The 21717-nt window shown below is 45.9% G+C and carries 18 protein-coding genes and 1 tRNA gene; 7 read left to right on the top strand and 12 right to left on the bottom strand.

What is annotated here, in order from left to right; genetic code table 11:
* Positions 1–22 precede the first annotated feature (22 nt).
* From mobQ to BMY75_RS05055, 5 genes are all read right to left on the bottom strand, one after another.
* A complete protein-coding gene (mobQ, locus tag BMY75_RS05075; RefSeq protein ID WP_278289156.1) occupies positions 23–994 on the bottom strand; it encodes a MobQ family relaxase in 972 nt (323 codons plus the stop codon).
* 256 nt (positions 995–1250) lie between these two features.
* Positions 1251–1928 carry an ABC transporter ATP-binding protein gene (locus BMY75_RS05070; protein ID WP_074830665.1) on the bottom strand — a complete coding sequence of 226 codons (678 nt, stop codon included), beginning with the start codon at positions 1926–1928 and terminating at the stop codon, positions 1251–1253.
* Positions 1929–1934: 6 nt separating this feature from the next.
* On the bottom strand, positions 1935–3353 hold the full coding sequence (locus BMY75_RS05065) for a hypothetical protein (RefSeq protein ID WP_074830662.1): 1419 nt from the start codon (positions 3351–3353) through the stop codon (positions 1935–1937).
* A gap of 13 nt (positions 3354–3366) precedes the next feature.
* Complete coding sequence (locus tag BMY75_RS05060) at positions 3367–4545, bottom strand: FtsX-like permease family protein (RefSeq protein WP_074830659.1); 1179 nt, start codon at positions 4543–4545, stop codon at positions 3367–3369.
* Between the two features lie 167 nt (positions 4546–4712).
* A complete protein-coding gene (locus BMY75_RS05055; protein ID WP_074830657.1) occupies positions 4713–5204 on the bottom strand; it encodes a hypothetical protein in 492 nt (163 codons plus the stop codon).
* Positions 5205–5741: 537 nt separating this feature from the next.
* On the opposite strand from BMY75_RS05055, the gene metG reads away from it, so the two are divergent.
* The 3 genes from metG (at position 5742) to BMY75_RS05040 (ending at position 8018) form a co-directional block, all read left to right on the top strand.
* Positions 5742–7697: a methionine--tRNA ligase gene (metG, locus tag BMY75_RS05050; protein WP_074830654.1), complete on the top strand. Its 1956-nt coding sequence runs from the start codon at positions 5742–5744 to the stop codon at positions 7695–7697.
* On the top strand, positions 7698–7916 hold the full coding sequence (locus tag BMY75_RS18215) for a hypothetical protein (protein WP_074830652.1): 219 nt from the start codon (positions 7698–7700) through the stop codon (positions 7914–7916).
* Between the two features lie 28 nt (positions 7917–7944).
* Positions 7945–8018: transfer RNA gene (locus tag BMY75_RS05040), tRNA-Arg, on the top strand.
* 342 nt (positions 8019–8360) lie between these two features.
* Here the strand turns inward: BMY75_RS05040 and BMY75_RS05035 are convergent.
* The 7 genes from BMY75_RS05035 to gpr form a co-directional block, all read right to left on the bottom strand.
* On the bottom strand, positions 8361–9956 hold the full coding sequence (locus BMY75_RS05035) for a mannitol dehydrogenase family protein (protein WP_074830649.1): 1596 nt from the start codon (positions 9954–9956) through the stop codon (positions 8361–8363).
* Between the two features lie 10 nt (positions 9957–9966).
* Positions 9967–10974, bottom strand: coding sequence for a sugar kinase (locus tag BMY75_RS05030; protein ID WP_074830647.1), 1008 nt, complete (start codon positions 10972–10974; stop codon positions 9967–9969).
* A 4-nt stretch (positions 10975–10978) separates the two neighbouring features.
* On the bottom strand, positions 10979–11779 hold the full coding sequence (locus BMY75_RS05025) for a bifunctional 4-hydroxy-2-oxoglutarate aldolase/2-dehydro-3-deoxy-phosphogluconate aldolase (protein WP_074830644.1): 801 nt from the start codon (positions 11777–11779) through the stop codon (positions 10979–10981).
* 20 nt (positions 11780–11799) lie between these two features.
* The gene (locus BMY75_RS05020; RefSeq protein ID WP_074830641.1) at positions 11800–12258 is read right to left on the bottom strand and encodes a hypothetical protein; all 459 of its coding nucleotides are present in this window, start codon (positions 12256–12258) and stop codon (positions 11800–11802) included.
* Positions 12259–12267: 9 nt separating this feature from the next.
* Entirely contained in the window at positions 12268–13683 is a 1416-nt protein-coding gene (gene uxaC / locus BMY75_RS05015; RefSeq protein WP_074830639.1) for a glucuronate isomerase, read from the bottom strand.
* A 96-nt stretch (positions 13684–13779) separates the two neighbouring features.
* A complete protein-coding gene (gene uxuA / locus BMY75_RS05010; protein ID WP_074830637.1) occupies positions 13780–14853 on the bottom strand; it encodes a mannonate dehydratase in 1074 nt (357 codons plus the stop codon).
* A gap of 609 nt (positions 14854–15462) precedes the next feature.
* Positions 15463–16329, bottom strand: a complete 867-nt coding sequence (gpr, locus tag BMY75_RS05005) for a GPR endopeptidase (protein WP_074830634.1) — start codon at positions 16327–16329, stop codon at positions 15463–15465.
* Positions 16330–16862: 533 nt separating this feature from the next.
* Here gpr and rpsT point away from each other — a divergent pair.
* The 4 genes from rpsT to BMY75_RS04985 all read left to right on the top strand — a co-directional run bounded on the left by rpsT (position 16863) and on the right by BMY75_RS04985 (position 21504).
* Positions 16863–17114: a 30S ribosomal protein S20 gene (gene rpsT / locus BMY75_RS05000; protein ID WP_013496991.1), complete on the top strand. Its 252-nt coding sequence runs from the start codon at positions 16863–16865 to the stop codon at positions 17112–17114.
* A gap of 225 nt (positions 17115–17339) precedes the next feature.
* On the top strand, positions 17340–17795 hold the full coding sequence (locus tag BMY75_RS04995; RefSeq protein WP_074830631.1) for a MarR family winged helix-turn-helix transcriptional regulator: 456 nt from the start codon (positions 17340–17342) through the stop codon (positions 17793–17795).
* Positions 17792–19573 carry an ABC transporter ATP-binding protein gene (locus BMY75_RS04990; protein WP_074830629.1) on the top strand — a complete coding sequence of 594 codons (1782 nt, stop codon included), beginning with the start codon at positions 17792–17794 and terminating at the stop codon, positions 19571–19573. The genes BMY75_RS04995 and BMY75_RS04990 overlap by 4 nt, the downstream gene beginning before the upstream one ends.
* Positions 19573–21504, top strand: a complete 1932-nt coding sequence (locus BMY75_RS04985) for an ABC transporter ATP-binding protein (RefSeq protein WP_074830627.1) — start codon at positions 19573–19575, stop codon at positions 21502–21504. The genes BMY75_RS04990 and BMY75_RS04985 overlap by 1 nt, the downstream gene beginning before the upstream one ends.
* Positions 21505–21717 lie beyond the last annotated feature (213 nt).

The following is a 21717-nucleotide window of genomic DNA, read 5'->3' as shown; positions in this document are numbered from 1 at the left end:
CGTATTGCTCCGGTCGTCCCTTTCAGGGTTCTGTTTCCGAAACTGGGTAAAGCAGACCAATAGCCTTTTCCTTTTCGGTCTTCGGTATGAACAATTCGTACTTGTCCTTATTGTAGAAAATAAACTCACACGGCACACCTCGCTCCTGCAAGTATTTCTCATATTTTTCCAGCACAGGCATTTTGTCATGTATCGCGAAAGCATCTGACACTCTGCACCCTATATTTGCTTCGATATAGTCAATCGTCTCCTGTTTATGCTCAGCGCGAATAGCCTGCATCTCTTTTTCAAGCTCAGCGATCTCAGTTTCAAGATTGCGCTTGCGTATCCTACGGTTCTTGTTGCCCTTATCGGTCTTGAAGCCCTTGCGCTCAACGGCACAGACCTCTACACCTAGATGTATCTGCGGTATTCGATCTATGCCCTGATCCTTGTAACTTCGGTGATCGACCCGAGCGTCCGAAACGAAATATAATTTGTGGTTACACCAATCCGCCCAACGCTCCCGCCACTCCAACAAAAGCTTACGGTCATTCCACGCTCGTTCCTTTTGTGTGAAACCGGACTTGTCAACCTTACGGGTGGTCAGCAGAATATGCACATGAGGATTCCCGTCGTCCTTGTCGTGAATGGCAAAATCACAGCACATTCCCTTGCTGACAAAACACTGCTCGCAGAACTGTCTGACCAGATCAATCTGGTCTTCTCTTGACAACTCTCGTGGCAAAGCAGCGTTGATGCTCCGAGCAGTTTGGGAATTCTTTCGCTTTTCCGCGCACTCGGCAGCGTTCCATAGTTTGGTTCTGTTGCTGTATTCGGGCGGAGCATTTGCAGGCAGCAATACCTCCTTGTGGACAACTTCGTGTTTATTACGGTAGTCGTGGATCTTGCCGTCACGCTCATTCTTTATCTTTTCACCTGCTATGTACGCAGCACTTGCCACGCATGACCCTCCACTTGTTCGAGTGACCATTTTGACGTTGAAATGATATATTGCTGGTATCAGTCCTCCTTTCGGTTTGGATCAATCTCGATATGTACATACGTTCGATTGTATAATAGATTATAGCACGGATGTTCTGATTTGTCAATAGTTTTTTGGAACATTTGTTTGAGATTTACAATTTCAATTCTGTATGAATGCTACTAATTAGGAGCCGATATTATCGTTCTTGTGGTATAACAAAAGTGCAGCAGATTAGACTCTGCTGCACTTGCATTTCCATGTAAAAAAGACTTGCTTTGTTAAATCACTGTAAACTGTCTGAAATTATCTTTCCATCGCTTATCTCTATTATCCTATCACACTGATGTGCTACATTTATGTCATGTGTCACAATGATAATTGTTTTACCTTGGCTGTGCAACTGTCTAAACAAGTCCATTATTTCAGCGGAGGTTTTTGTATCAAGGGCTCCTGTAGGTTCATCAGCAAGGATAACTGAGGGGTCATTAACTATCGCCCTTGCAATGGCTACTCGTTGCTTTTGACCTCCAGAGATTTTGTTGCAATTCTTTTTCGCTAATTCTTCGATACCTACCGACTTTAATGCCTGCAAAGCCTTTTCTTTTTTCTTTACATCCTTTTTCCTGAGAAAATTAAGGGGAATCATAACATTTTCAAGAGCAGTAAAATCTTCTACGAGCGCAAAGTCTTGCATAACCATTCCAATTTTCTCATTACGTATCTTTGCGTATTTTCTTTCAGGCAAGTTTTTTACAACAATTCCATCGATTTTGTATTCGCCGCTCTGATAGTTGTCGATGCAGGCGAGAATGTGCAGCAACGTTGATTTTCCTGCACCCGATTTACCGATTATCGCCACAAGTTCTCCATCGTGTATTTCACAGGAAACTTCGTGTAATGCCTCGAATGCGTTATTCTTCCGTGGATTGTATATCTTGGTTATATTATTGAGCTCGATCATAAAAAATCAATCCTTTCCGTATCTGACGCTGAATGCACAAAGCATTGTCGAAAACAACATGATTAGCGCAGTAAGTACAAATATAATAATTACTGCACCAAAGTTGATATGAACATAATCTGACAAAGAGTACCATGATGATATCGTGTTCTCGGATATACCATTCTTTCGTGCCGCAGCAATTACACTGCGATATTTTATCACACCCGATGATATATATATGCCAAATGCCAATATCATAGCGGTTGTAGATATAAACAACGAGTACAGCATCTGAATAACTACCTCTTTGCCTTTTTCCATGCCACAGTAATAGTATATCTGATATTTCCTGTTCATGTACTGCATCTGAAATATCGATATTGCGATTATGGAGAATATCGAAAAAATGCCTGCTGCGAGAGTGGGAATTAAAGAATTACTGAACTCATTGCGTTCTAGATCTACAGTGTTACTGTATATCCTTTCCATGTCAACACCGGCCATTCGCTTCTTTGCTAGATAATCTTCTATCTCGTCATACTGCTTTTCACCAATTTTGTCCTCAAGATGTGCTATTACATAGGTGTGATCAAGTTTTTTTTCTGTAACTCCATAAGCTTTATAACACTCTTCCATATCCTCCTTCAACGCTATAAGCGTATTTTCCTCATATCTTCCGATCATATCGTACAGATTAAAACTGTCAAGCCAAGTACAGGTGTTTGTCATATCAAGCGAAGCGTCACCATAATCAAGAATACCTATAATTCTAGCTTTGTATCCATTGTCTACTATGTTATATTTGATTTCATCGTTAGCATCATCAAATGATAATTCGTAATCATATATCGGTAATATGTCATTCAGTTTGTATCTCGTATTATCAGCTACGACCACATCTATCATTTTGTCAGTGCTTTGTGCGTTGTCGAGCCATTTCCCTTGATTAACATCATAGTTAATCAGCTTACTGAGTTCGCTATCAACTGCAACTACACTGCCAGACTCATCTGGGTCATTAGTTGTGATAAAGGGCGTTGTTTCCATGTACAACGTGTCTTTAAGATATGGCATATCAGAAATATCGTCAGAATTTATTTTTTCGAAATTGGCATCGGGATTACCAAGGTCTTTCCACGCTTTATCAGTAGCGGTGACAATGTTATCTCCATTTTGTAGATACTCTGTTCTTAGTGCATCAAATTGTTCAAACAACTCGTCTTCTTTAAAATCATTTTCGAAATTATCGTTAACGGTTCGGGTTACATACACCAAATTTTCAGAATTCATTTTTCTGAATACTTTTCCTGCATAGCCGAATCTGCTGATATTATCAGACATTACAAGTATCAAGTACACCGACAGTGCCATCTGAGCAACGGCAACAATAAAAAGAACTTTGTGACATTTTATCTGCTTTTGTACAAAAAAGTTATAGCTCATTGTATTTCTCCCATTACTCTAGTCTCTTGCTGTTTGCAATCATTTTTACTGGTGATGTTTTACCTTTAATTACCGAAAAAAAGCCGAATACCATTAGCATTACGATCAGCAGGCAGAAATAGCATATCACATACGTTTCCATCCTGACCTTTAATGCGAACGCAGGCTGATACTTATAGAACAGTGTTTTGTTAAGTGAAAAGAATATCACAGAAGAAACAAGATAGCACAGTGTAAAAAGAATCATCATCTCGTAAATACATATCTTCGCTATGTCAGAATTTTTAGCACCGCATATCTTGAATATAGCAAATTTCTTCTCTCTCATGTTGAAAACAAAGCTATAAATGCTACACAGCGTCAGTATTACAAGCAGCATCATTCCTATCATCAGAATATTATCGCTTGTAAGTGTTTTTTCATTTGTTAGCATTGCGGAATACGAACCTTCCATTGCTGCGCTCTCGATTGAATACTCCGGAAATAGTTTCTCGAGCTTTTTTATAGCTTCAGAAGTTAGGGAAAGATAGTTTTTTTGATCTAATCCACTAAGCATTATAGCTGCTTTATCTGGGACAAGTGAATTACTGACAGCACTTCTGAACGGTATAACCCCGAATGAAAGATTATCGCTTGAATCATATTCACCTTTGATCCTATACTTTATCCCTTGTATCAATATATCAGAAACAATTTTAGAACCTGAAAATATGCACACATTTTCGCCGTTTTCTATCTCTTTTTCGGTTAGTCCTTCGCCGTCATATATCTTGGTGTTAATTATAGCAATCTTGTCTTTTTCACTATTTGGATCAGGATATGCCATGAAGCAGAATGATTCATCTTTCATTAGCATATCCATTTCGTCTTCATCAAAATCACCATTGATGGCATTGAGAGTATATACAAAATCATATTCATCTATACCGATTTTATCAGCATTTTCATCTAACTTTTTAATAAAAGAATCATAGTCAAAATCGCTGTCTGCCGACTCTTCACCGATATTGATATATACCGCCGCATCTTTGAGAGTGGATAGGTCGACCACGCTTACCATGCTCGACTCAAACTGTGCATAAACATACAGTCCGAAAAACGATGTTATTATTAGAGCAATAGTAAAGAATAAAAATATCCCCTTTTTTTCCTTTGCAAATGATATTATATTTTTTAAAATATAGTTTAACATACTTTTCACTCACGTTCTTAAAAAATATAGTCGGCAAAATGCCGACTATAACTGCAAAAATAATTAATTATATCAGAAAGAAGTTTTTTATCTGATGATTCAGATTAACTACAACGCATAATTCTGTGTATTATGCCGTTACAGTTATTTGCTCCTTTAACGTTATTTTATTTTTTTTCTCCTCTTGTAATCTTGAGATCGGCTCTGTTGGAAAATGGACAAGTTTTCTTGTTGCTGATATAAGTATATCCTCTCATGTTAACCCAATCCATCTTCTTGCTTTTGACCTTTTTTTCATAATTAAAATGGTTGCCTGTCTGCTTTATAGTCACTTCTCTTTCGTCAGATCCGTTTTTGCCGCTTTTAGAGTCATAAGTTCTTCCATTTATTCTGTATGCACTTTTGAGAGTGAAATAATTATCATATTGAGAACCATGAAGATAACCATCTACAATGTTGGTCTTATCAAAATAAGCCCAATAAAAACGCAAAGAAATATGGTCACCACCGCTACCTTTTTCTACAGAAATATCACCTTCAGTTGCACTTTTATTTATGTAAAGTTCATCATCATAATCTGCCGATGCAGTCATAGAAAAGATAGATGTCATCATTACTACAGCAACACTAAATGCTGTGATTCTTTTTTTGATATTCATTATAATTTCCTCCGTTGTTTTGCTATAGTTTTAGAATGTTATAAACTGGTGATTTCTTTCAACACCAGCATGAAAATTAAATGAAGCACTTCATTGATTAATAGTATAGCGAATTACAGATTAATTGTCAAGCTAATATTAAATTAAATTTCGAGAATTGTTAAATTATCACGCGATTTTCTGGTAAAATCGAGTCGAGTTATACGATGTTTATAAATAGTAGAAATTTTTACCAAGAAAACAAAGTATTAATTATTTTAATCACAGCCGCTAATTAGCCTTGTGTTTTAGGTTACATCTAAACAGCCACACCCGAAGATGTGGCTGTTGATCCGCTGTATATCGTCTGTATCAATTATTTTGGTATGGATAGATTACTTCTTTAGCGCTAGTCAGATAAAGCTCTTCTCCTTGGCATTCTATCCACCGTTCATTTTTCTCCCAATTGATTCCGCGATATCCGACAAAAAAAGCTTGCAATTGATTTTATTATGTGCTATAATAGTATAGTGACATTCTTGACAGGAGGTCTTTTTTATGGAGAAAGAGAAGTTTTATATAACAACAGCTATTGCGTATGCGTCCAAGAAGCCGCATATCGGCAATACTTACGAGGTAGTATTCACTGATGCTATCGCTCGTTTCAAGAGAATGCAGGGCTATGATGTGTTCTTCCTTACAGGTACGGACGAGCATGGTATGAAGATAGAGGGTCTTGCTAAGGAAGAGGGTATCTCTCCCAAGGAGCACGTTGACAAAGTAGCAGGCGAGATAAAGGATATCTGCAAGTGCATGAATATCTCTTATGATGGCTTTATCAGGACTACCGACGAACAGCACGAAAAGGTCGTTCAGAAGATATTCAACAAGCTTTATGAGCAGGGCGATATCTACAAGGGTTCTTACGAGGGTATGTACTGTGTGCCCTGCGAGAGCTTCTGGACACAGTCACAGCTGGTTGACGGCAAATGTCCTGACTGCGGACGCGAAGTAAAGCCCGCACATGAGGAAGCATACTTCCTGAAGCTTTCCAAGTATCAGAAGTGGCTGGAAGACTATATCGAGACACACCCCGATTTCATCGTTCCCGAGAGCCGCAAGAAGGAGATGCTCAACAACTTCATCAAGCCCGGTCTTCAGGATCTCTGTGTTTCGAGAACGACTTTCACATGGTCGATACCCGTTACATTCGACCCCAAGCACGTTATCTACGTATGGATAGATGCGCTTTCAAACTACATCACAGCACTGGGATATGACCCTGACGGCAGCAGCGAGCAGTTCAAGAAGTACTGGCCCTGCGACTGCCACGTTATCGGCAAGGATATAATGAGATTCCATTCTATCTACTGGCCTATCATGCTCCATGCGCTGGGTGTTGAGATACCCAAGAAGCTCTTCGGTCACAACTGGATACTCTTCGGCGAGGACAAGATGAGCAAGTCCAAGGGCAATGTTATCTATGCCGATGAAGTTGTTGATACCTTCGGTGTTGACGGCGCAAGATACTATCTGCTGAGCGAGATGGGTCTTAACGGTGACGGTTCCATAACTTATGAATCACTGATAGAGAGATACAATTCCGACCTGGCTAATACTCTGGGCAACCTGGTAAACAGAACTGTTGCCATGACCAAGAAGTATTTCGGCGGTGAGATACGTCAGCCTGAGGTGAAAGAGCCTGTTGATGACGAGCTTATCGCACTGGCAGAAGAAACTCCCAAAAAGGTGGCTGAACTTATCGACCAGTACCGTATGGCTGACGCTATGGAAGCTATCATGACACTGGCAAGACGTGCAAACAAGTACATCGATGAGACTGAGCCGTGGGTACTGGGCAAGGACGAAGCCAAGTTCGGCAGACTTTCCACAGTTCTCTACAACCTGCTTGAAACTATCAGATTCCTGGGCGTTATCCTTGAAGCATTCATGCCCGAGACCAGCGAGAAGATACTGGCTGAGGTTGGCACAGATGTCAAGGGTCTTGACAGCCTGACAAAGTTCGGCGGACTGAAAGCAGGCGGAAACGTAGGCGAGCCTGTTCCGCTGTTTGCAAGAATAGACGCTGCAAAGTTCATGGAAGAAGCTCAGGCTAAGATGGCTGCACAGGCAGCGGCTGCTGCGGCTGAGGAAGCTGCTGATGCTTTCGAGCCTGTTCCTCTTGCAGAGCAGATAACCATTGAGGATTTTGCAAAGGTAGAGCTGAGAGTGGCAGAGGTCAAGGAGTGTGAAAAGGTCAAGAAGTCCAAGAAGCTTCTTTGCTTGCAGCTTGATGACGGCTTCGGCGGCAGACAGGTAGTCAGCGGCATAGCTGCATGGTACAAGCCCGAAGACCTCATCGGCAAGAAAGTCATCATCGTGGCTAACCTGAAGCCTGTAACATTCTGCGGTGTTGAATCCAACGGCATGATCTGCGCGGCAGACGCTCCCGATGGTTCTGCAAGGGTTATATTCCCCGACCAGACATTGCCTAACGGTGCTAAGCTGAGATAAATGGGCGGATTTTCGCTGATATTGGTGCTCTTTGTTTTGGGCGCAGCTGTGTTTGGTATCATACTGTTCGGTCTCGGTACGTTTGCGGCTGGTCATTTTGCGGGAAAGTCCCAAAAGAACCGAAAGCTCGGAGTGGCACTCAGGATAATCAGTTATTTCCTGCTTATACCGATTATTGCATTTGGTATAATAATGTTTATTACGTCAAAACTGGTATAAAATCAGGGGCATTCGTGCCCCTGAATATGCGTCCGTAGCTCAGCTGGATAGAGCGTCAGACTCCGACTCTGAAGGCCGCAGGTTCGACTCCTGTCGGGCGCGCTGAAAATCAAAAGCCTGTTTGCGAAAAGTATGCAGACAGGCATTTTTGTTTAAAAGATAAAGGTGTGCCCCCGCGGACACACCTTATTTTTTTATCATAACGCCCTCGGAAGCCGATCTTCCATTTTACTGCATTTACTGCACAGGTAGTACGAACACTTTAATAAATCGTTTTTTCTATATATTGGAAATATACTGTGATTTTTACGATTATTTCTCTATCCGTGCATTATTTGCGGAATAATAAAAAAATAGGGCTGAAACGAAGCCTTTTTCAGGCATTTAATTTACTGACAAACTGTGTCAGTAAATTTCAGGATATTCAGTAAAATGTTTAGCACACTAAAGCACTGATTTCAGGGTCGCCCTTACTGCACCCTTGCCTGCCAGCATACTGTCGAGATAGGCTGTTATCTTCTCCGCAAGACCTGCTTTCACAAGGTCGGTGCCGAAGAGAGTGCTGTTCGTCAGGATACTGCGTACTTTATCAGCATCGCAGGTGCTTCCGTACCATTCGGGGCGGACGGTCTTCTGCATCTCTTCAAGCATGGGGTCGGCACTGAGGGGCATAGCTTCGCCGTTGTCGTCAATACCTGTGAGATATCTCAGCCATGCGGCTATCACAAGGGGTATCAGCCTCAGTTCTCCCGAAGTACCCTTTTCGGCATAGGCTTTTATCGTTTCGCCAAAGCGTATAGCCAGCTTCTGACTGGTATCGGTGGCTATCCTCTGGGGTGTATCTGGCAGATTGCCGTTGGGCAGTCTTTCTTCAAGAACTTCTTTGAGGAAATCCTCGGGTCGGATTATCCCTGGGTCAACCACAACAGGCAAGCCCTCATCATAACCCAGACGGTATACCAGTTCTCTCAGGTCAGCATCTGCCATCTCCTCAGCTATCTTCTTATGTCCCAGCAGACAGCCGAAAACAGCCAGTGCAGTGTGCAGAGGGTTCAGGCAGGTCATGACCTTCATCTTCTCGGCACGGTCAACGGTCTCGCGGTCAGTGAGGTATACACCAGCCTTTTCAAGGGGCGGTCTGCCGTTGGGAAAATCGTCCTCAATGACCAGATACTGTGGCATTTCAGCATTCACGAAAGGCGCTATGAACGTTCCGCGTTCAGTCTGTACAGGGTGCATATCCTCGATGCCCATAGCGGTGAGTTCATCACATACACCGCTGTCAGGACGTGGAGTTATCTTGTCTATCATCGACCATGGGAAGCTTACCTTGCCGCTTTCGAGATAAGCGATGAAGTCCTCGCCCACCAGATCATTCTCAGCCCATGCCTTTGCCGTGAACATAACGCCCTCACGAAGCTTGTCACCGTTTCGGCTGCAATTATCCATGCTGATCAGTGCTATGGGCTTAGCACCCGCCTTGAACCTTGCATATAGCATAGCCGCTATCATCGACATGGCAGAATTCAACTGACCCTCGGGACCCGCTTTGATATCCTCTTTCACAAAGGGGAATACCTCGCCGTTCATATCCTTTACGGCATAGCCCTTTTCGGTTATGGTGAAAGATATCATCTGCAAAGAATCGTTCTCAGCGTACTTTTTCAGCTGTGCAAAGCCTTCGCCCTTAGCGCACAGCGCACCGCCTATACTGCCTATCACCCGCAGATATCTGTCACCCTGCGCCCTCAGACCTACCAGCAGTACAAGGTCATCAAAGGGGTCGTATATCTTCTCGATAGTCTCGGCATCAAAGCTGTCCACAGCCAGTATGCCGCTGTCAGCTTCGCCCGAATCAAGAAGTTCGTCCTGCAAACAGGCTATGTATCCGCGGAAGATGTTTCCTGCGCCGAAGTGTATCCACCTCGGAGAATCCATGGTCTTCTGCTTTACAGCTTTTGTATCGTATGCAGGCATTTTAAAGCCTTTTTCAGCCCATGCCTGTTTATTATTAACTATGCTTTCCGTTGATAGCTTCATGATTATCTCCTCATCTCTGTACCTGTGCCGAACCGCCGCCGAATGCCAGCGACTTTACTTCGTCCACACTCATGATATTGCAGTCGCCCTCCACCGAGAGTTTAAGACAGCTTGCCGCAGCAGCAAAATCCACTGCCGACTGTGTATCCATGCCCTCTCCCAGAGCGTATATCAGCCCCGCAGAGAAGCTGTCACCGCCGCCAACGCGGTCAACTATCAGCGAACGGTATTCACGGCTATAACAGTGCTTCTCGCCGTCATACAACAGTGCCGCCCACTTGTTTTCGTCCGATGAAAGGGTAGTCCTCAGGGTTATGGCAACTTTCTTGAAGCCGAAGCGTTCTTTAAGCTTTTCAGCCACCGCCTTGTAGGCTTCGTAGTCGCTGTCATCACGGGCATTTGTGGGTATGCCGAAAAGTTCCTCAGCCTGATCTCTGCCGCCTATATAGATATCGGTGTATCCAAGTATCTCCGCCATGACCTTTCCAGCGGTGTCCTTATCCCACAGCTTACGGCGGAAGTTGATATCACAGCTGACAGTTATACCCAGCTTTTTCGCAGTCTTTACAGATTCAAGTGATGCCTTTGCACACTCGGCTGAAAGGGCAGGAGTTATGCCCGTGATGTGGAACCAGTCCGCCCCGGAAAGCAGTCTTTCCCAGTCAAATTCACAAGCCGTAGCCGCCGCTACCGATGAACTCGCCCTGTCATATATCACCTTTGATGGACGCTGTGCCGCTCCTTTTTCCAGATAGTACATACCTATCCTGTCACCGCCCCGCAGTACATCAGAGGTATCAACACCGTACTGACGCAGGGTGTTTATCGCCGCCTGACCTATCTCGTGGTCGGGCAGTTTAGTCACGAATTTAGAATCATACCCGAACTGTGCAAGGGATATGGCAGTGTTGGCTTCACCGCCGCCGTATACGGCATCAAAGCTGTCTGCCTGCAAAAATCTTGCGTGTCCCGGCGGTGAAAGTCTCAGCAGTATCTCGCCGAAAGTCACAAATTTCATGACATCACCCCCGCACTATGCGCATACCTGCGCCCTCGATACTCACAAGACCCTTTTCGTCATAAACGGCTGTGCTTTCATCAAACTTAACTCCTCGACGGGACATATGATACACCGCTCTTTCTGGGCGCTTTGAAGCAAGAACGTTCACACCGTTATCGGTCTTTATAAAGCTGAGGGAGAGCATTTTCTCCACTGCCGCTTCGGCCTCTTTCCTGACCCATTCAAAGTCACCTGCCGCTATCTTAGCGCCGTTCACCATGAAGCTTCCGCCGCAGGCGATTATCTCAGGCGAATCCAGATATGCACCGATATTCTTCGTATTCAGCCCACCTGTGGGCATGAACTTTACTCCGCGGAAAGGTGCCGCCATAGCCTTTATCATGGCAAGCCCCCCCGCCTGTTCAGCAGGGAAGAACTTGACCTCTGTAAGCCCCATAGCCACAGCCTTTCCGACCTCCGTAGGTGTAGCGCACCCGGGCAGAACAGGAACTTTTCTTTCAAGGCAGAACTTCACCACCTCTTCATCGAAATTCGGTGAAACTATGAACCTCGCACCTGCCTCCAGTGCGTCCTCAGCCTGACCCACCGTCAGCACAGTGCCTGCACCGACTATCATCTCGGGGCAAGCTTTGCACATCGCCGCGATAGCATCCTTTGCCGCCGCCGTCCTGAAAGTAACCTCAGCTGCAGGAAGACCGCCCTCGCACAGTGCCTTTGCCAGCGGCACGGCTTTGTTGGCGTCCTCTATAACCACCACAGGGATTATGCCTATCTTACTAAGTTCTTCAACTATCTTATCCATTGTCTGTTACCTCTATATCATCAGAGTTTTATTTCTCCTGCTATTATCTTTGCTATGAAGTCCTCAAAGCTGTCTGCCACAGTTTCCGCTTCCTCGAATTCAGGCTCACAGCCGTACACTACTCTGCCGTTCTCCGTGTTTATGGCGTAGTAGGAATATCCGTCCTTCACCGACTGCACAACAGGTATATGCCTGTTCCAGAATTCGGTAACTGCACTGTCGCCGTCGCACCATTCAAGGCTCATAAGCTCAAATTCGTTCCACCTGAATCCGTTCTCATGCCGTCTGAAATCCCATGGGGTCACGAACCACACTGTTGCATCATTATTCTCGCAGACCTCCAGAGGTCTGATGAACTGCAACCAGTTTTCGGGGATAGCGTATCTTTCCGTCACGAAGTCGGGCAGGTCGGTGCTGTCCTTGGCAGGGAAAATATTCCAGCCGTTCTTTTTCGCCCATTCCTTGAATTTATTCAGCATACCGATACCTCACTCAATGTCAAAAAACTTCACCGCATTCTCATAGCTGACTTTTCTGACTATGTCCCCAAGGATATCCTCATCGAAATAAAGCTCGCCGTCAGCGCATAGCCTGCCTATGAATGCGCAGAGTATACGCCTGAAATATTCGTGCCTTGTGTAGGAAAGCATACAGCGGGAATCCGTCAGCATACCGATGAAATTGCCCAGCACACCCTGTTCGCACAAGCTCCGCAGATGCTCTTTCATGCCGCCCATATTGTCATTGAACCACCATGCCGCACCGTGCTGTACCTTGCCGCACACGCCCTCATCGTTGAAGCACTTTGCCAGTACATCAAGGGCTGTGTTCATTGAGGGGTCAAGGCTGTAAAGCACTGTCTTCGGCAGGCTGTCGGTCTTGTCAAGCTCGTTGAGGAAAGCCGCAAGGCTCTCGATTGGGGCATCGCTGTGTATGCGGTCGAATCCCGTATCTCTGCCGATGGCTTCAAACATACGGCTGTTGGAATTTCTCGCCACCCCGAAATGCAGCTGCATCACCCAGCTGTGACGGCGGTACTCTCTGCCGAGGAACAGCATGACTTCGGTTATATAGCCCAGCCTTTCTTCTTCGCTGACAGCTTCACCACTCATACCTTTATTAAAGATGCGCTCGCATTCATCCGCATCGGTTGGTATGCAGGGGAACATCACCGTACTTTGGTCACTGCTTCGGCAGCCCATCTCAGCAAAGTAGTCTATACGCTGTGAAAGCGCCTTTTTAAGGCTTTCAAAGCTGTTTATCCCAACACCCGAAGCTTCACCCAGATTACGTACATAGTCAGCAAAGCCACTGTCCTCTATAAGCAGTATCTTGTCGGGTCGGAATGTGGGTATCACCCTGCACCCAAGTTCCTTGTCCTCAGCTATGACCTTATGCCAGCACAGGTCGTCGCATGGGTCATCGGTGGTGCCTATTACTTTTACTTTCGACATACGTATTATCTTCTTAGCGGAAAGCTCACCGCTTTTAAGCTTAGCGTTGCAGATATCATATATCTCGTCCACATTCTTCTCGCATATGGGAAGATCACAGTCAAAGTACCTCTGCAATTCCAGATGGCTCCAGTGATACAGCGGACTTCCCACCGCCTGTGAAAGCGTCCTGCACCACAGCCTGAAACGCTCACGGCTGTCCTCTTTGCCTGTTATGTACTTCTCAGCTATACCGCACTGACGCATCAGCCGCCACTTGTAGTGGTCGCCCCCAAGCCAGAGTTCGGTTATACTGTCGTAATTCCTGTCCTCAGCTATATCCTTAGGGTCGATGTGGCAGTGGTAGTCGATTATAGGCATATCCTCTGCATATTTATGGAAAAGTATCTGTGCTTCTTCCGTGTCCAGCAGAAAATCCTTGTCCATAAAGGGTCGTTTTGTGTTATCCATATTTTACCTTTCTGTAACTGTAAAAACAGTAACATTCACTATGTCAAGGGTGTCCCCCATTTCTGCGGAACACCCATTGTTCTTATTATCAGCTTATCAGCTCTGCTGACCTTTCAGCTTGTCCAGCATATCCCATACACCAAGTATGTACATGATGCCCAGCGCCCTGTCATACAAACCGTAGCCGGGACGGCATTTTTCGTCCCAGATGTGTCTGCCGTGGTCAGGTCGGATATAGCCATCAAAACCGCCGTCGTGGTAGGCTTTGATGATATCCAGTATGCCAACATCGCCGTCACAGTCGCGGTGGGAAGTCTCGCTGAAATCGCCGTTGTCAAAGTGCTTGACGTTGCGTATGTGGGCAAAGGCTATCCTGTCACAGTGCTTTTTAACGATATCAGCCACATTGTTCTCGGGATTTGAACCCAGCGAACCCGAGCAAAGGGTCAGGCAGTTGTATGGGTCATCTACCATGGTCAGAAAACGCTCCACCGCCGCTTCATCTGTCAGCAGGCGGGGCAGCCCGAAGATATCCCAGGGTGGGTCATCGGGGTGTATAGCCATTTTGATGTCGCACTCGTGACAAACAGGCATAAGCTCTTCAAGAAAGTATTTCAGGTTCTCCCAGAGCTTTTCCTTGTCAACGTCCTTATAAAGGTCAAAAAGCTGTTTCAGATTCGCCAGCCTTTCAGGCTCCCAGCCGGGCATGGTGTAGCCCTTTGTCTCTTTGAGGATGTATGCCGCCATCTCCTCGGGGTCTTGCTTTATCTTGCTTTTCTCATAGTAAAGCGCAGTTGAACCGTCAGGCAGAGGATGGAAAAGATCTGTCCTCGTCCAGTCGAAAACAGGCATAAAGTTGTAGCAGACAACCTTTACACCGAATTCGCTGAGATTGCGGAGCGTCTGCTTGTAGTTTTCTATGTAGATATCGCGGTTTGCCCCAGCGGTCTTTATATCATCGTGAACGTTTACCGATTCCACAACGCTCATGCCGAAACCGTACTTGTCCAGCTCGTCCTTGACAGCCTGTATCTCGGACTTTTCCCAGACTTCGCCCGGCTGCTTTTCGTGCAGTGCCCAGACTATCTCACGGACACCCGGTATCTGACGTATCTGCGAGAGCGTGATACTGTCGTTTCCCGTACCGTACCAGCGGAATGACATTTTCATGTGCTTGCCTCCTGTCATTAAATAATTCACCTATATTATACTACTCTGCCCATGTGAAAACAAGTAAAGTATAGCTATCCCGATAACCGTTCCGACAACGTTTAAGTGCTTGCTTTTGCGGAATTTTGCGAGGATACAGACATTCTCAAAAGCTTACCGATTATTGCGGTTTTCAGAATGAACAAAAAAGTGAAACTAAGCGATCCTGCGTAAACTGCCAAAGAAGGGAGCTTTTGGTCAAGCTTTTCGCGAAAAGCTTGCGGGATGAGCACACAGTCAACAAAGCTGACTGTTAGAGGCAGAGCCCTCAACTCAAGGCGCTAAACCAACGTGACAACCGTGCTGTAAATAGCACAGCAAACTACCCGCCCTGTCAAAAAGGCGTGGCAATACCAAATACTCCGAGCGTATGCGATCGTATGCCACCGCACAAACTATCTGCGTGAATATATTGCCGCGCCCGTCATCGGACAGCGTAAGCGTTTCCGATGACTTGACCCGAGGAACGAGGGGCGACAACTCGCAAACTTCCGACCATAGCAAATATCCGACTGCTCCAGCAACCCTCGATTTATCATAGCATTATTACCCGAAATAAATTTCAGCCCCCTATAAGCTCCTCAACTCTTCCAGCGTCATATTCTTCTGAAAAGCCAGGTTTATCCCCTCAGCAATATATCCCGCCGCTGATTCCACAAGCTTGTCTATGCTTCCCGGGGTGACGGTCATTCGTTCGCTGCCCTCGGGTGCGGGTCTGCCGAATATCATCTCGGCGGCAGATGCAAGGTCTACCACCATTGGCACGCCGATGGCTATGCAGGTAACGCCGAGCGTGGCGCGTGAAAGTTCTTTTCTGGAGTTTTCAACTCCGCTTCCGGGGGATATGCCCGTGTCGCAAAGCTGTATCGTCCGTCCGAGATGGTCAAGCTCCCAGCAGGCAAGAGCGTCAACAGCTATCACAAGGTCGGGGCGGACAGCTTCGCACAGGGCTTTGATCTGTTCGGTAGATTCTATCCCCGTCTGCCCGAGAACTCCTGTTTCAATAGCCGATACCTCGGTGAGTTCGTTGGTGTCCAGCTCATGGGCAAGACGCTTTATGTGCCTTGTGGCGAAAATCCTGTCCACCGTAAGAGGTCCCAGCGCATCAGCGGTAAGATGTCGGTTACCAAGACCTGCCACAAGTATGCGCTCGCATCCGACCGCAAGGCTTCGCAGAGTTTCGGCTATGGTCTGTATGCGGTCGTCGCGGCAGGTACAGTAGTTCTCAAAAGTGCTGTCCATCGCTTTCAGCGTGATATACCGCCCCTTTGGACGGCAAAGCTCTCTGGCGGCGGCAGAAGTCTCTATCGTGATGTCTGCGATCTCAAGCTGTGATCCCGACAGGATATCTATCTTGTGGCTTACGCCCTCAATGTCACGGCTTAGTGACAGCCTGCGTGCAGCCTCGACCGCCAGATCAGTGCGTGGATCTTTCATTTCAATACCTTCTTTCTGATGCTGTAAATGATAATTTACCACACGTACTGCGGGCTTTATTGAGGAAGACCCTTTTGAAAAAGGGTCCTCCTCAAACTCCTCCCCGAAAACTTTTAACTCTTTTTGGCAGGGGGCAGATATCTTTATAAAATTCACTTAGTACGGTCACTAACTGCACTTTATAGAAATAGCTGCCCACTGCCAAAAAGAAATAGAAGTCTTTGGAAAGGAGTCCAGCATGACTTCGTGATGCTTGGGAATAACCTTTCTTCAGAAAGGTTTTCCCCAGTAGAACCCACAGTATGTAGGATAAATTATCGTATGCAGCATCACACAGGGGTGGATTTAAACAATATGTACAAATAAAGTTCCGAAAATTTGCGGAATTTTTTTTGAAAACCCCTTGCAATTGGGAGAGAAATGTGTTAAACTATTTTAGTAAGCTTGCCAAATCTGTTATCCGCATTTCCTCTCAGTCTGCGGATAGCTTATCCTGATAAGCGAGATTTTATACATTGAGGGAGGTGTCCATAATGCCTAACATTAAGTCTGCAAAGAAGAGAGTTAAGGTCATCGAGAAGAAGACCCTGAGAAACAAGGCTATCAAGTCCGATCTTAAGACTGCTCTGAAGAAGGCTGATGCTGCTGTTGCTAACAATGCTGCTGATAAGGAGCAGGTAGTTAGAACCGCTATCAAGAAGGTCGATATGGCTTGCACAAAGGGTATTCTGCACAAGAATAACGCTGCAAGAAAGAAGTCTCAGCTTGCTAAGAAGCTCGGCTAAGATCGTTTTTAATAACGGATATGACCCGGTGACGTTTGTCATCGGGTCTTTTTGTATGCCATGCGCGTTTTGCTGAATAAGTACGGGATCAATTACTTTAGTTATGCGCGTTTTGTATGAAAATAATTTGTTCATAAAATAGCTGTATAAATCATGACAGAAAAGCAGTATAATTAAATAGCAGGCTGATAGTTAGCAAGCTAATCATAAGGAGGCGAATAATTAGTGAAAGAAGAAATACAGAAAGAAGTCCTAAAAACCTCCAAGTATGTTCACCAGAAGATAGGTTGCATAATCAATTCAGAGCTCGCCCATAACGATATAACCGCCGCCCAGAGCCATGTGCTTATGTTTATAATGTGCCATGAGCCGCCTGTTTATCCATCGGATATACAGCGGGTGATGCATATATCGGGTGCGACTGTATCGGGGCTGGTAAAAAAGCTGAGAGCGAAGGGATATCTCACGCTGGAGGGCTGCGATACCGATGAACGCAGGCGCGGTCTGATAGCCACAGAAAAGGCTGCGGCACACAAGGCTGAGATAGAGAGCTGTATGAGCCGTATCGAAAACAGAGCTTTCAAGGGGTTTGAGGAAGAAGAGCTTGAAACTCTTAACCGTCTGCTGTCGCGAATGGCAGATAATCTAAAAGACGCTGAAAAGGAGGGGCAGGATAAATGAAGAAGATCCTAGCTCAGATAAAGCAGTATAAAAAGGACACTATCCTCACACCTTTTTATGCCATGCTTGAGGTCGTTATGGAAGTGCTTCTACCCTACATAACGGCGAAGATAATAGATGAGGGTATAGAAAAGAGCGACATGAAGGCTGTGGCATTATTCGGCGGCGCGATGCTGGCGGCGGCTATTGTCAGCCTGTTGGCGGGCATGATGTCGGGTGTACACGGTGCAAGGGCATCTACGGGATTTGCCTGTAATCTCAGGGAGGAGATCTACCGCAAGATACAGACCTTCTCCTTTGCGAATATCGACAAGTTCTCCACTGCGGGTCTTGTTACCAGAATGACCACAGATGTCACCAATATACAGAACGCTTTCCAGATGTGCATACGCATCGCGGTAAGAGCACCTTTCATGCTGATAAGCAGCCTTATAATGAGCTTTATCGTAAGCCCCAAGATGAGCAGCCTGTTCCTGATAGCCCTGCTGTTCCTTGCTATAGCACTGGGTTCTGTTGTGGCATTTGCCATGAAGACATTCAGCGCGGCTTTCCAGAAGTACGATGAACTCAACGCAAAGGTTCAGGAAAATGTTTCCGCTATAAGAGTTGTAAAGGCTTATGTCCGTGAGGATTACGAAAAGGATAAGTTCCGCAAGGCATCGGGCAACCTTTATAATATGTTCGTAAAGGCTGAGAGCATCGTAGCCCTCAACAATCCATTCATGATGCTGGTAAGCTATTCGGCTATCATCGCCATAAGCTGGTTCGGCGCACATATGGTAGTCGGCGGCAGCCTTACCACAGGCGAACTCACCAGCCTGTTCTCGTATATATTCAGCGCATTTATCTCGCTGATGATACTTTCATTCATATTTGTCATGATCTCCATGTCCACCGCCAGCATAAAGCGTATCAGCGAGGTTCTGGACGAAGAGCCCGACCTCTCCGACAAGGCTGACACCATCAAGGAGATGAAGGACGGTTCCATCGACTTCGAGCACGTTGATTTTGCGTACTTCAAGGGCGAAAACAAGGAAGTCCTCCACGATATCGACCTGCATATCAAATCGGGCGAGACCATAGGCATTATCGGACCTACAGGTTCGGGCAAGACCTCTCTTGTTAACCTTATAAGCAGACTTTACGACGTTACTTCGGGTTCTGTAAAGGTAGGCGGCGTTGATGTAAGGGATTACGATATGGAATTCCTGAGAGACAATGTTTCGGTGGTACTACAGAAGAACGTGCTGTTCTCGGGTTCTATCATTGAAAACCTCCGCTGGGGCAATGAGAATGCCACCGAAGAGGAATGTATTGAAGCCTGCAAGTCGGCTTGCGCAGATGAATTCATCGAGCGTATGCCCGATAAGTATAACTCTCATATCGAGCGCGGCGGCGCTAACGTATCAGGCGGACAGAAGCAGAGACTCTGTATCGCAAGAGCCCTGATGAAGAGCCCCAAGGTGCTTATCCTTGATGATTCCACCAGTGCAGTTGATACTGCTACCGATGCAAAGATAAAACAGGCTTTTGCCGAGAGGATACCCGGCACTACAAAGATAATTATCGCACAGCGTATATCCAGCGTTGAAAAGGCTGACAGGATACTCGTTATCGAAGAAGGCAGGATAACAGGCATCGGCACTCACGAAGAACTGCTGAAGACCAGCGAGACCTACGCTGATATTTACAGTTCACAGGCATGCGGCGGAGGAGACTTCGACAGACCCGAGAACGCTCAGGGCAAAGCCGTCAGCACAGGAAAGGAGGGAGAGTAATGCCAAGATTCGATAAGACCGCACCCCGTCCGCAGATGAGCAAGGACACATTCAAGGTGCTGGGCAGAGTAATCAAATTCATGTTCAGGGATTACAAGATACATTTCTTTATCGTAGTTGTTTGCATCATCGTGCAGGCTATTGCTACACTTGTAGGTATGACCTACATGAAGACCCTGATAGATGATTACATCTCTCCCATGCTGAAAGCAAAGAAAGCCGCTGAGGACGCAGGAACAGCCTACATCGCGGATTATTCCAGCCTTGCGGCATCCCTTGGCAAGCTTGCAGCTCTCTACGTTGTGGGACTTATATGCTCCTATGCCTACAACAGGATAATGGTAAACGTGGGTCAGGGCACTCTGCGTAATTTCAGAAATGAGCTTTTCGATAACATGGAAAGCTTGCCCATCAAGTATTTTGATACTCATGCCCACGGCGATATAATGTCCGTTTATACAAACGACGTTGATACTCTCCGTCAGTTCATCGGACAGAGCATACCTCAGCTGATAAACTCGACTGTATCATTTCTGTCTACCCTCACAGCGATGATAGTGCTGAACATCCCTCTGACCATCATCTCCATATTCATGGCTTTCGTAATGATGTTGACTACCAAGAACATCTCCATGAAGTCGGGCAAGTTCTTCGGCGCACAGCAGAAAGACCTTGGTGAGGTAAACGGCTTCATCGAGGAAATGCTGGACGGTCAGAAAGTCGTAAAGGTATTCTGCCACGAGGAAAAAGCCAAAGAGGATTTTGGCAAGCTAAACGACAGGCTTCGCGACAGCGCATTCAACGCAAACAAGTTCGCAAATATCCTCATGCCTATCAATGCAAATATAGGCAACCTGAGTTATGTTCTCTGCGCACTTATCGGTGCGTTTATGATGATAAAGGGCTGGGGTGGAGTTGAACTGGGTACCATTGCAACTTTCCTCGGTCTGAACAAGAACTTCACAATGCCTATCACCCAGATAAGCCAGCAGATGACCTTTGTAATAATGGCATCGGCAGGCGCAGGCAGAGTTATGGATCTGCTTGACCAGACTCCCGAGACCGATGAGGGCTATGTTGAGTTCGTAAATGCTAAATTTGACAGCAACGGCGATCTCAAGGAATGTGCAGAGCGTACAGGCACTTGGGCTTGGAAGCACCCTCACAAGGAGGACGGCACTGTTACCTACACCCAGATGAAGGGCGAGATAGTATTCGACGGCGTGGATTTTGGCTACAACGACGATAAGATAGTTCTTCACGATGTAAAGCTGTTTGCTAAGCCGGGTCAGAAGATAGCCTTTGTAGGCTCGACAGGCGCAGGCAAGACCACCATCACCAACCTTATAAATCGCTTCTACGATATCCAGGACGGTAAGATAAGGTATGACGGCATAAATATCTCCAAAATCAAAAAGCCCGCACTGAGAAAAACTCTCGGCATAGTTCTGCAGGATACACACCTGTTCACAGGTACTGTAATGGATAATATTCGATACGGAAATCTCGATGCTACCGATGAAGAGTGTATCGCGGCGGCCAGGCTTGCAAATGCTTCGGGCTTTATCGAAAAGCTTGAGCACGGATACGATACAGTATTAAAGGGTGACGGCGGAAACCTCAGCCAGGGACAGCGACAGCTTCTTGCCATAGCGCGTGCCGCAGTCGGCGACCCGCCTGTGCTTATCCTCGATGAGGCGACTTCCTCCATCGATACCCGCACAGAAAAGCTGGTCCAGACAGGTATGGACGCTCTCATGAATGGAAGAACAACTTTCGTTATCGCCCACAGACTTTCAACCGTCAAGAATTCCGATTGCATAATGGTTCTTGAACAGGGCAGGATAATCGAGCGCGGCACACACGATGAACTGCTTGAAAAGAAAGGCAAGTACTTCCAGCTCTACACAGGAAGCTTCGCAGAAAACTGATATATGTTTATCCTGCGGACACACCATTCTATGCAACCGATTGACAGGTAATATAAATAGTTGGCGGCATTCTCCTCCCTCGCCGCAGGCGGGGGGAGAATACCAATCAAATAAATATTAATCATTATATCGGCGTATGAAGTGGTGTGCTAAAGGGATAGTCATAAAACAAAAGCGCAGTATGTTTTTGATGACATACTGCGCTTTCTATAT

It is taken from the genome of Hominimerdicola alba (assembly GCF_900109655.1).
Lineage (GTDB): Bacteria > Bacillota > Clostridia > Oscillospirales > Ruminococcaceae > Hominimerdicola > Hominimerdicola alba_B.
The sequence above is the reverse complement of the archived record's forward strand: the minus strand, read 5'-3'. Positions and strand labels throughout refer to the sequence as shown.

Excerpts from the sequence above, each read along its gene's own strand:
- BMY75_RS05070 (WP_074830665.1), bottom strand. The coding sequence starts at position 1,928 with ATGATCGAGCTCAATAATATAACCAAGATATACAATCCACGGAAGAAT.
- BMY75_RS05065 (WP_074830662.1), bottom strand. The coding sequence starts at position 3,353 with ATGAGCTATAACTTTTTTGTACAAAAGCAGATAAAATGTCACAAAGTT.
- BMY75_RS05060 (WP_074830659.1), bottom strand. The coding sequence starts at position 4,545 with ATGTTAAACTATATTTTAAAAAATATAATATCATTTGCAAAGGAAAAA.
- BMY75_RS05055 (WP_074830657.1), bottom strand. The coding sequence starts at position 5,204 with ATGAATATCAAAAAAAGAATCACAGCATTTAGTGTTGCTGTAGTAATG.
- metG (WP_074830654.1), top strand. The coding sequence starts at position 5,742 with ATGGAGAAAGAGAAGTTTTATATAACAACAGCTATTGCGTATGCGTCC.
- BMY75_RS18215 (WP_074830652.1), top strand. The coding sequence starts at position 7,698 with ATGGGCGGATTTTCGCTGATATTGGTGCTCTTTGTTTTGGGCGCAGCT.
- BMY75_RS05035 (WP_074830649.1), bottom strand. The coding sequence starts at position 9,956 with ATGAAGCTATCAACGGAAAGCATAGTTAATAATAAACAGGCATGGGCT.
- BMY75_RS05030 (WP_074830647.1), bottom strand. The coding sequence starts at position 10,974 with ATGAAATTTGTGACTTTCGGCGAGATACTGCTGAGACTTTCACCGCCG.
- BMY75_RS05025 (WP_074830644.1), bottom strand. The coding sequence starts at position 11,779 with ATGGATAAGATAGTTGAAGAACTTAGTAAGATAGGCATAATCCCTGTG.
- BMY75_RS05020 (WP_074830641.1), bottom strand. The coding sequence starts at position 12,258 with ATGCTGAATAAATTCAAGGAATGGGCGAAAAAGAACGGCTGGAATATT.
- uxaC (WP_074830639.1), bottom strand. The coding sequence starts at position 13,683 with ATGGATAACACAAAACGACCCTTTATGGACAAGGATTTTCTGCTGGAC.
- uxuA (WP_074830637.1), bottom strand. The coding sequence starts at position 14,853 with ATGAAAATGTCATTCCGCTGGTACGGTACGGGAAACGACAGTATCACG.
- gpr (WP_074830634.1), bottom strand. The coding sequence starts at position 16,329 with ATGAAAGATCCACGCACTGATCTGGCGGTCGAGGCTGCACGCAGGCTG.
- rpsT (WP_013496991.1), top strand. The coding sequence starts at position 16,863 with ATGCCTAACATTAAGTCTGCAAAGAAGAGAGTTAAGGTCATCGAGAAG.
- BMY75_RS04990 (WP_074830629.1), top strand. The coding sequence starts at position 17,792 with ATGAAGAAGATCCTAGCTCAGATAAAGCAGTATAAAAAGGACACTATC.
- BMY75_RS04985 (WP_074830627.1), top strand. The coding sequence starts at position 19,573 with ATGCCAAGATTCGATAAGACCGCACCCCGTCCGCAGATGAGCAAGGAC.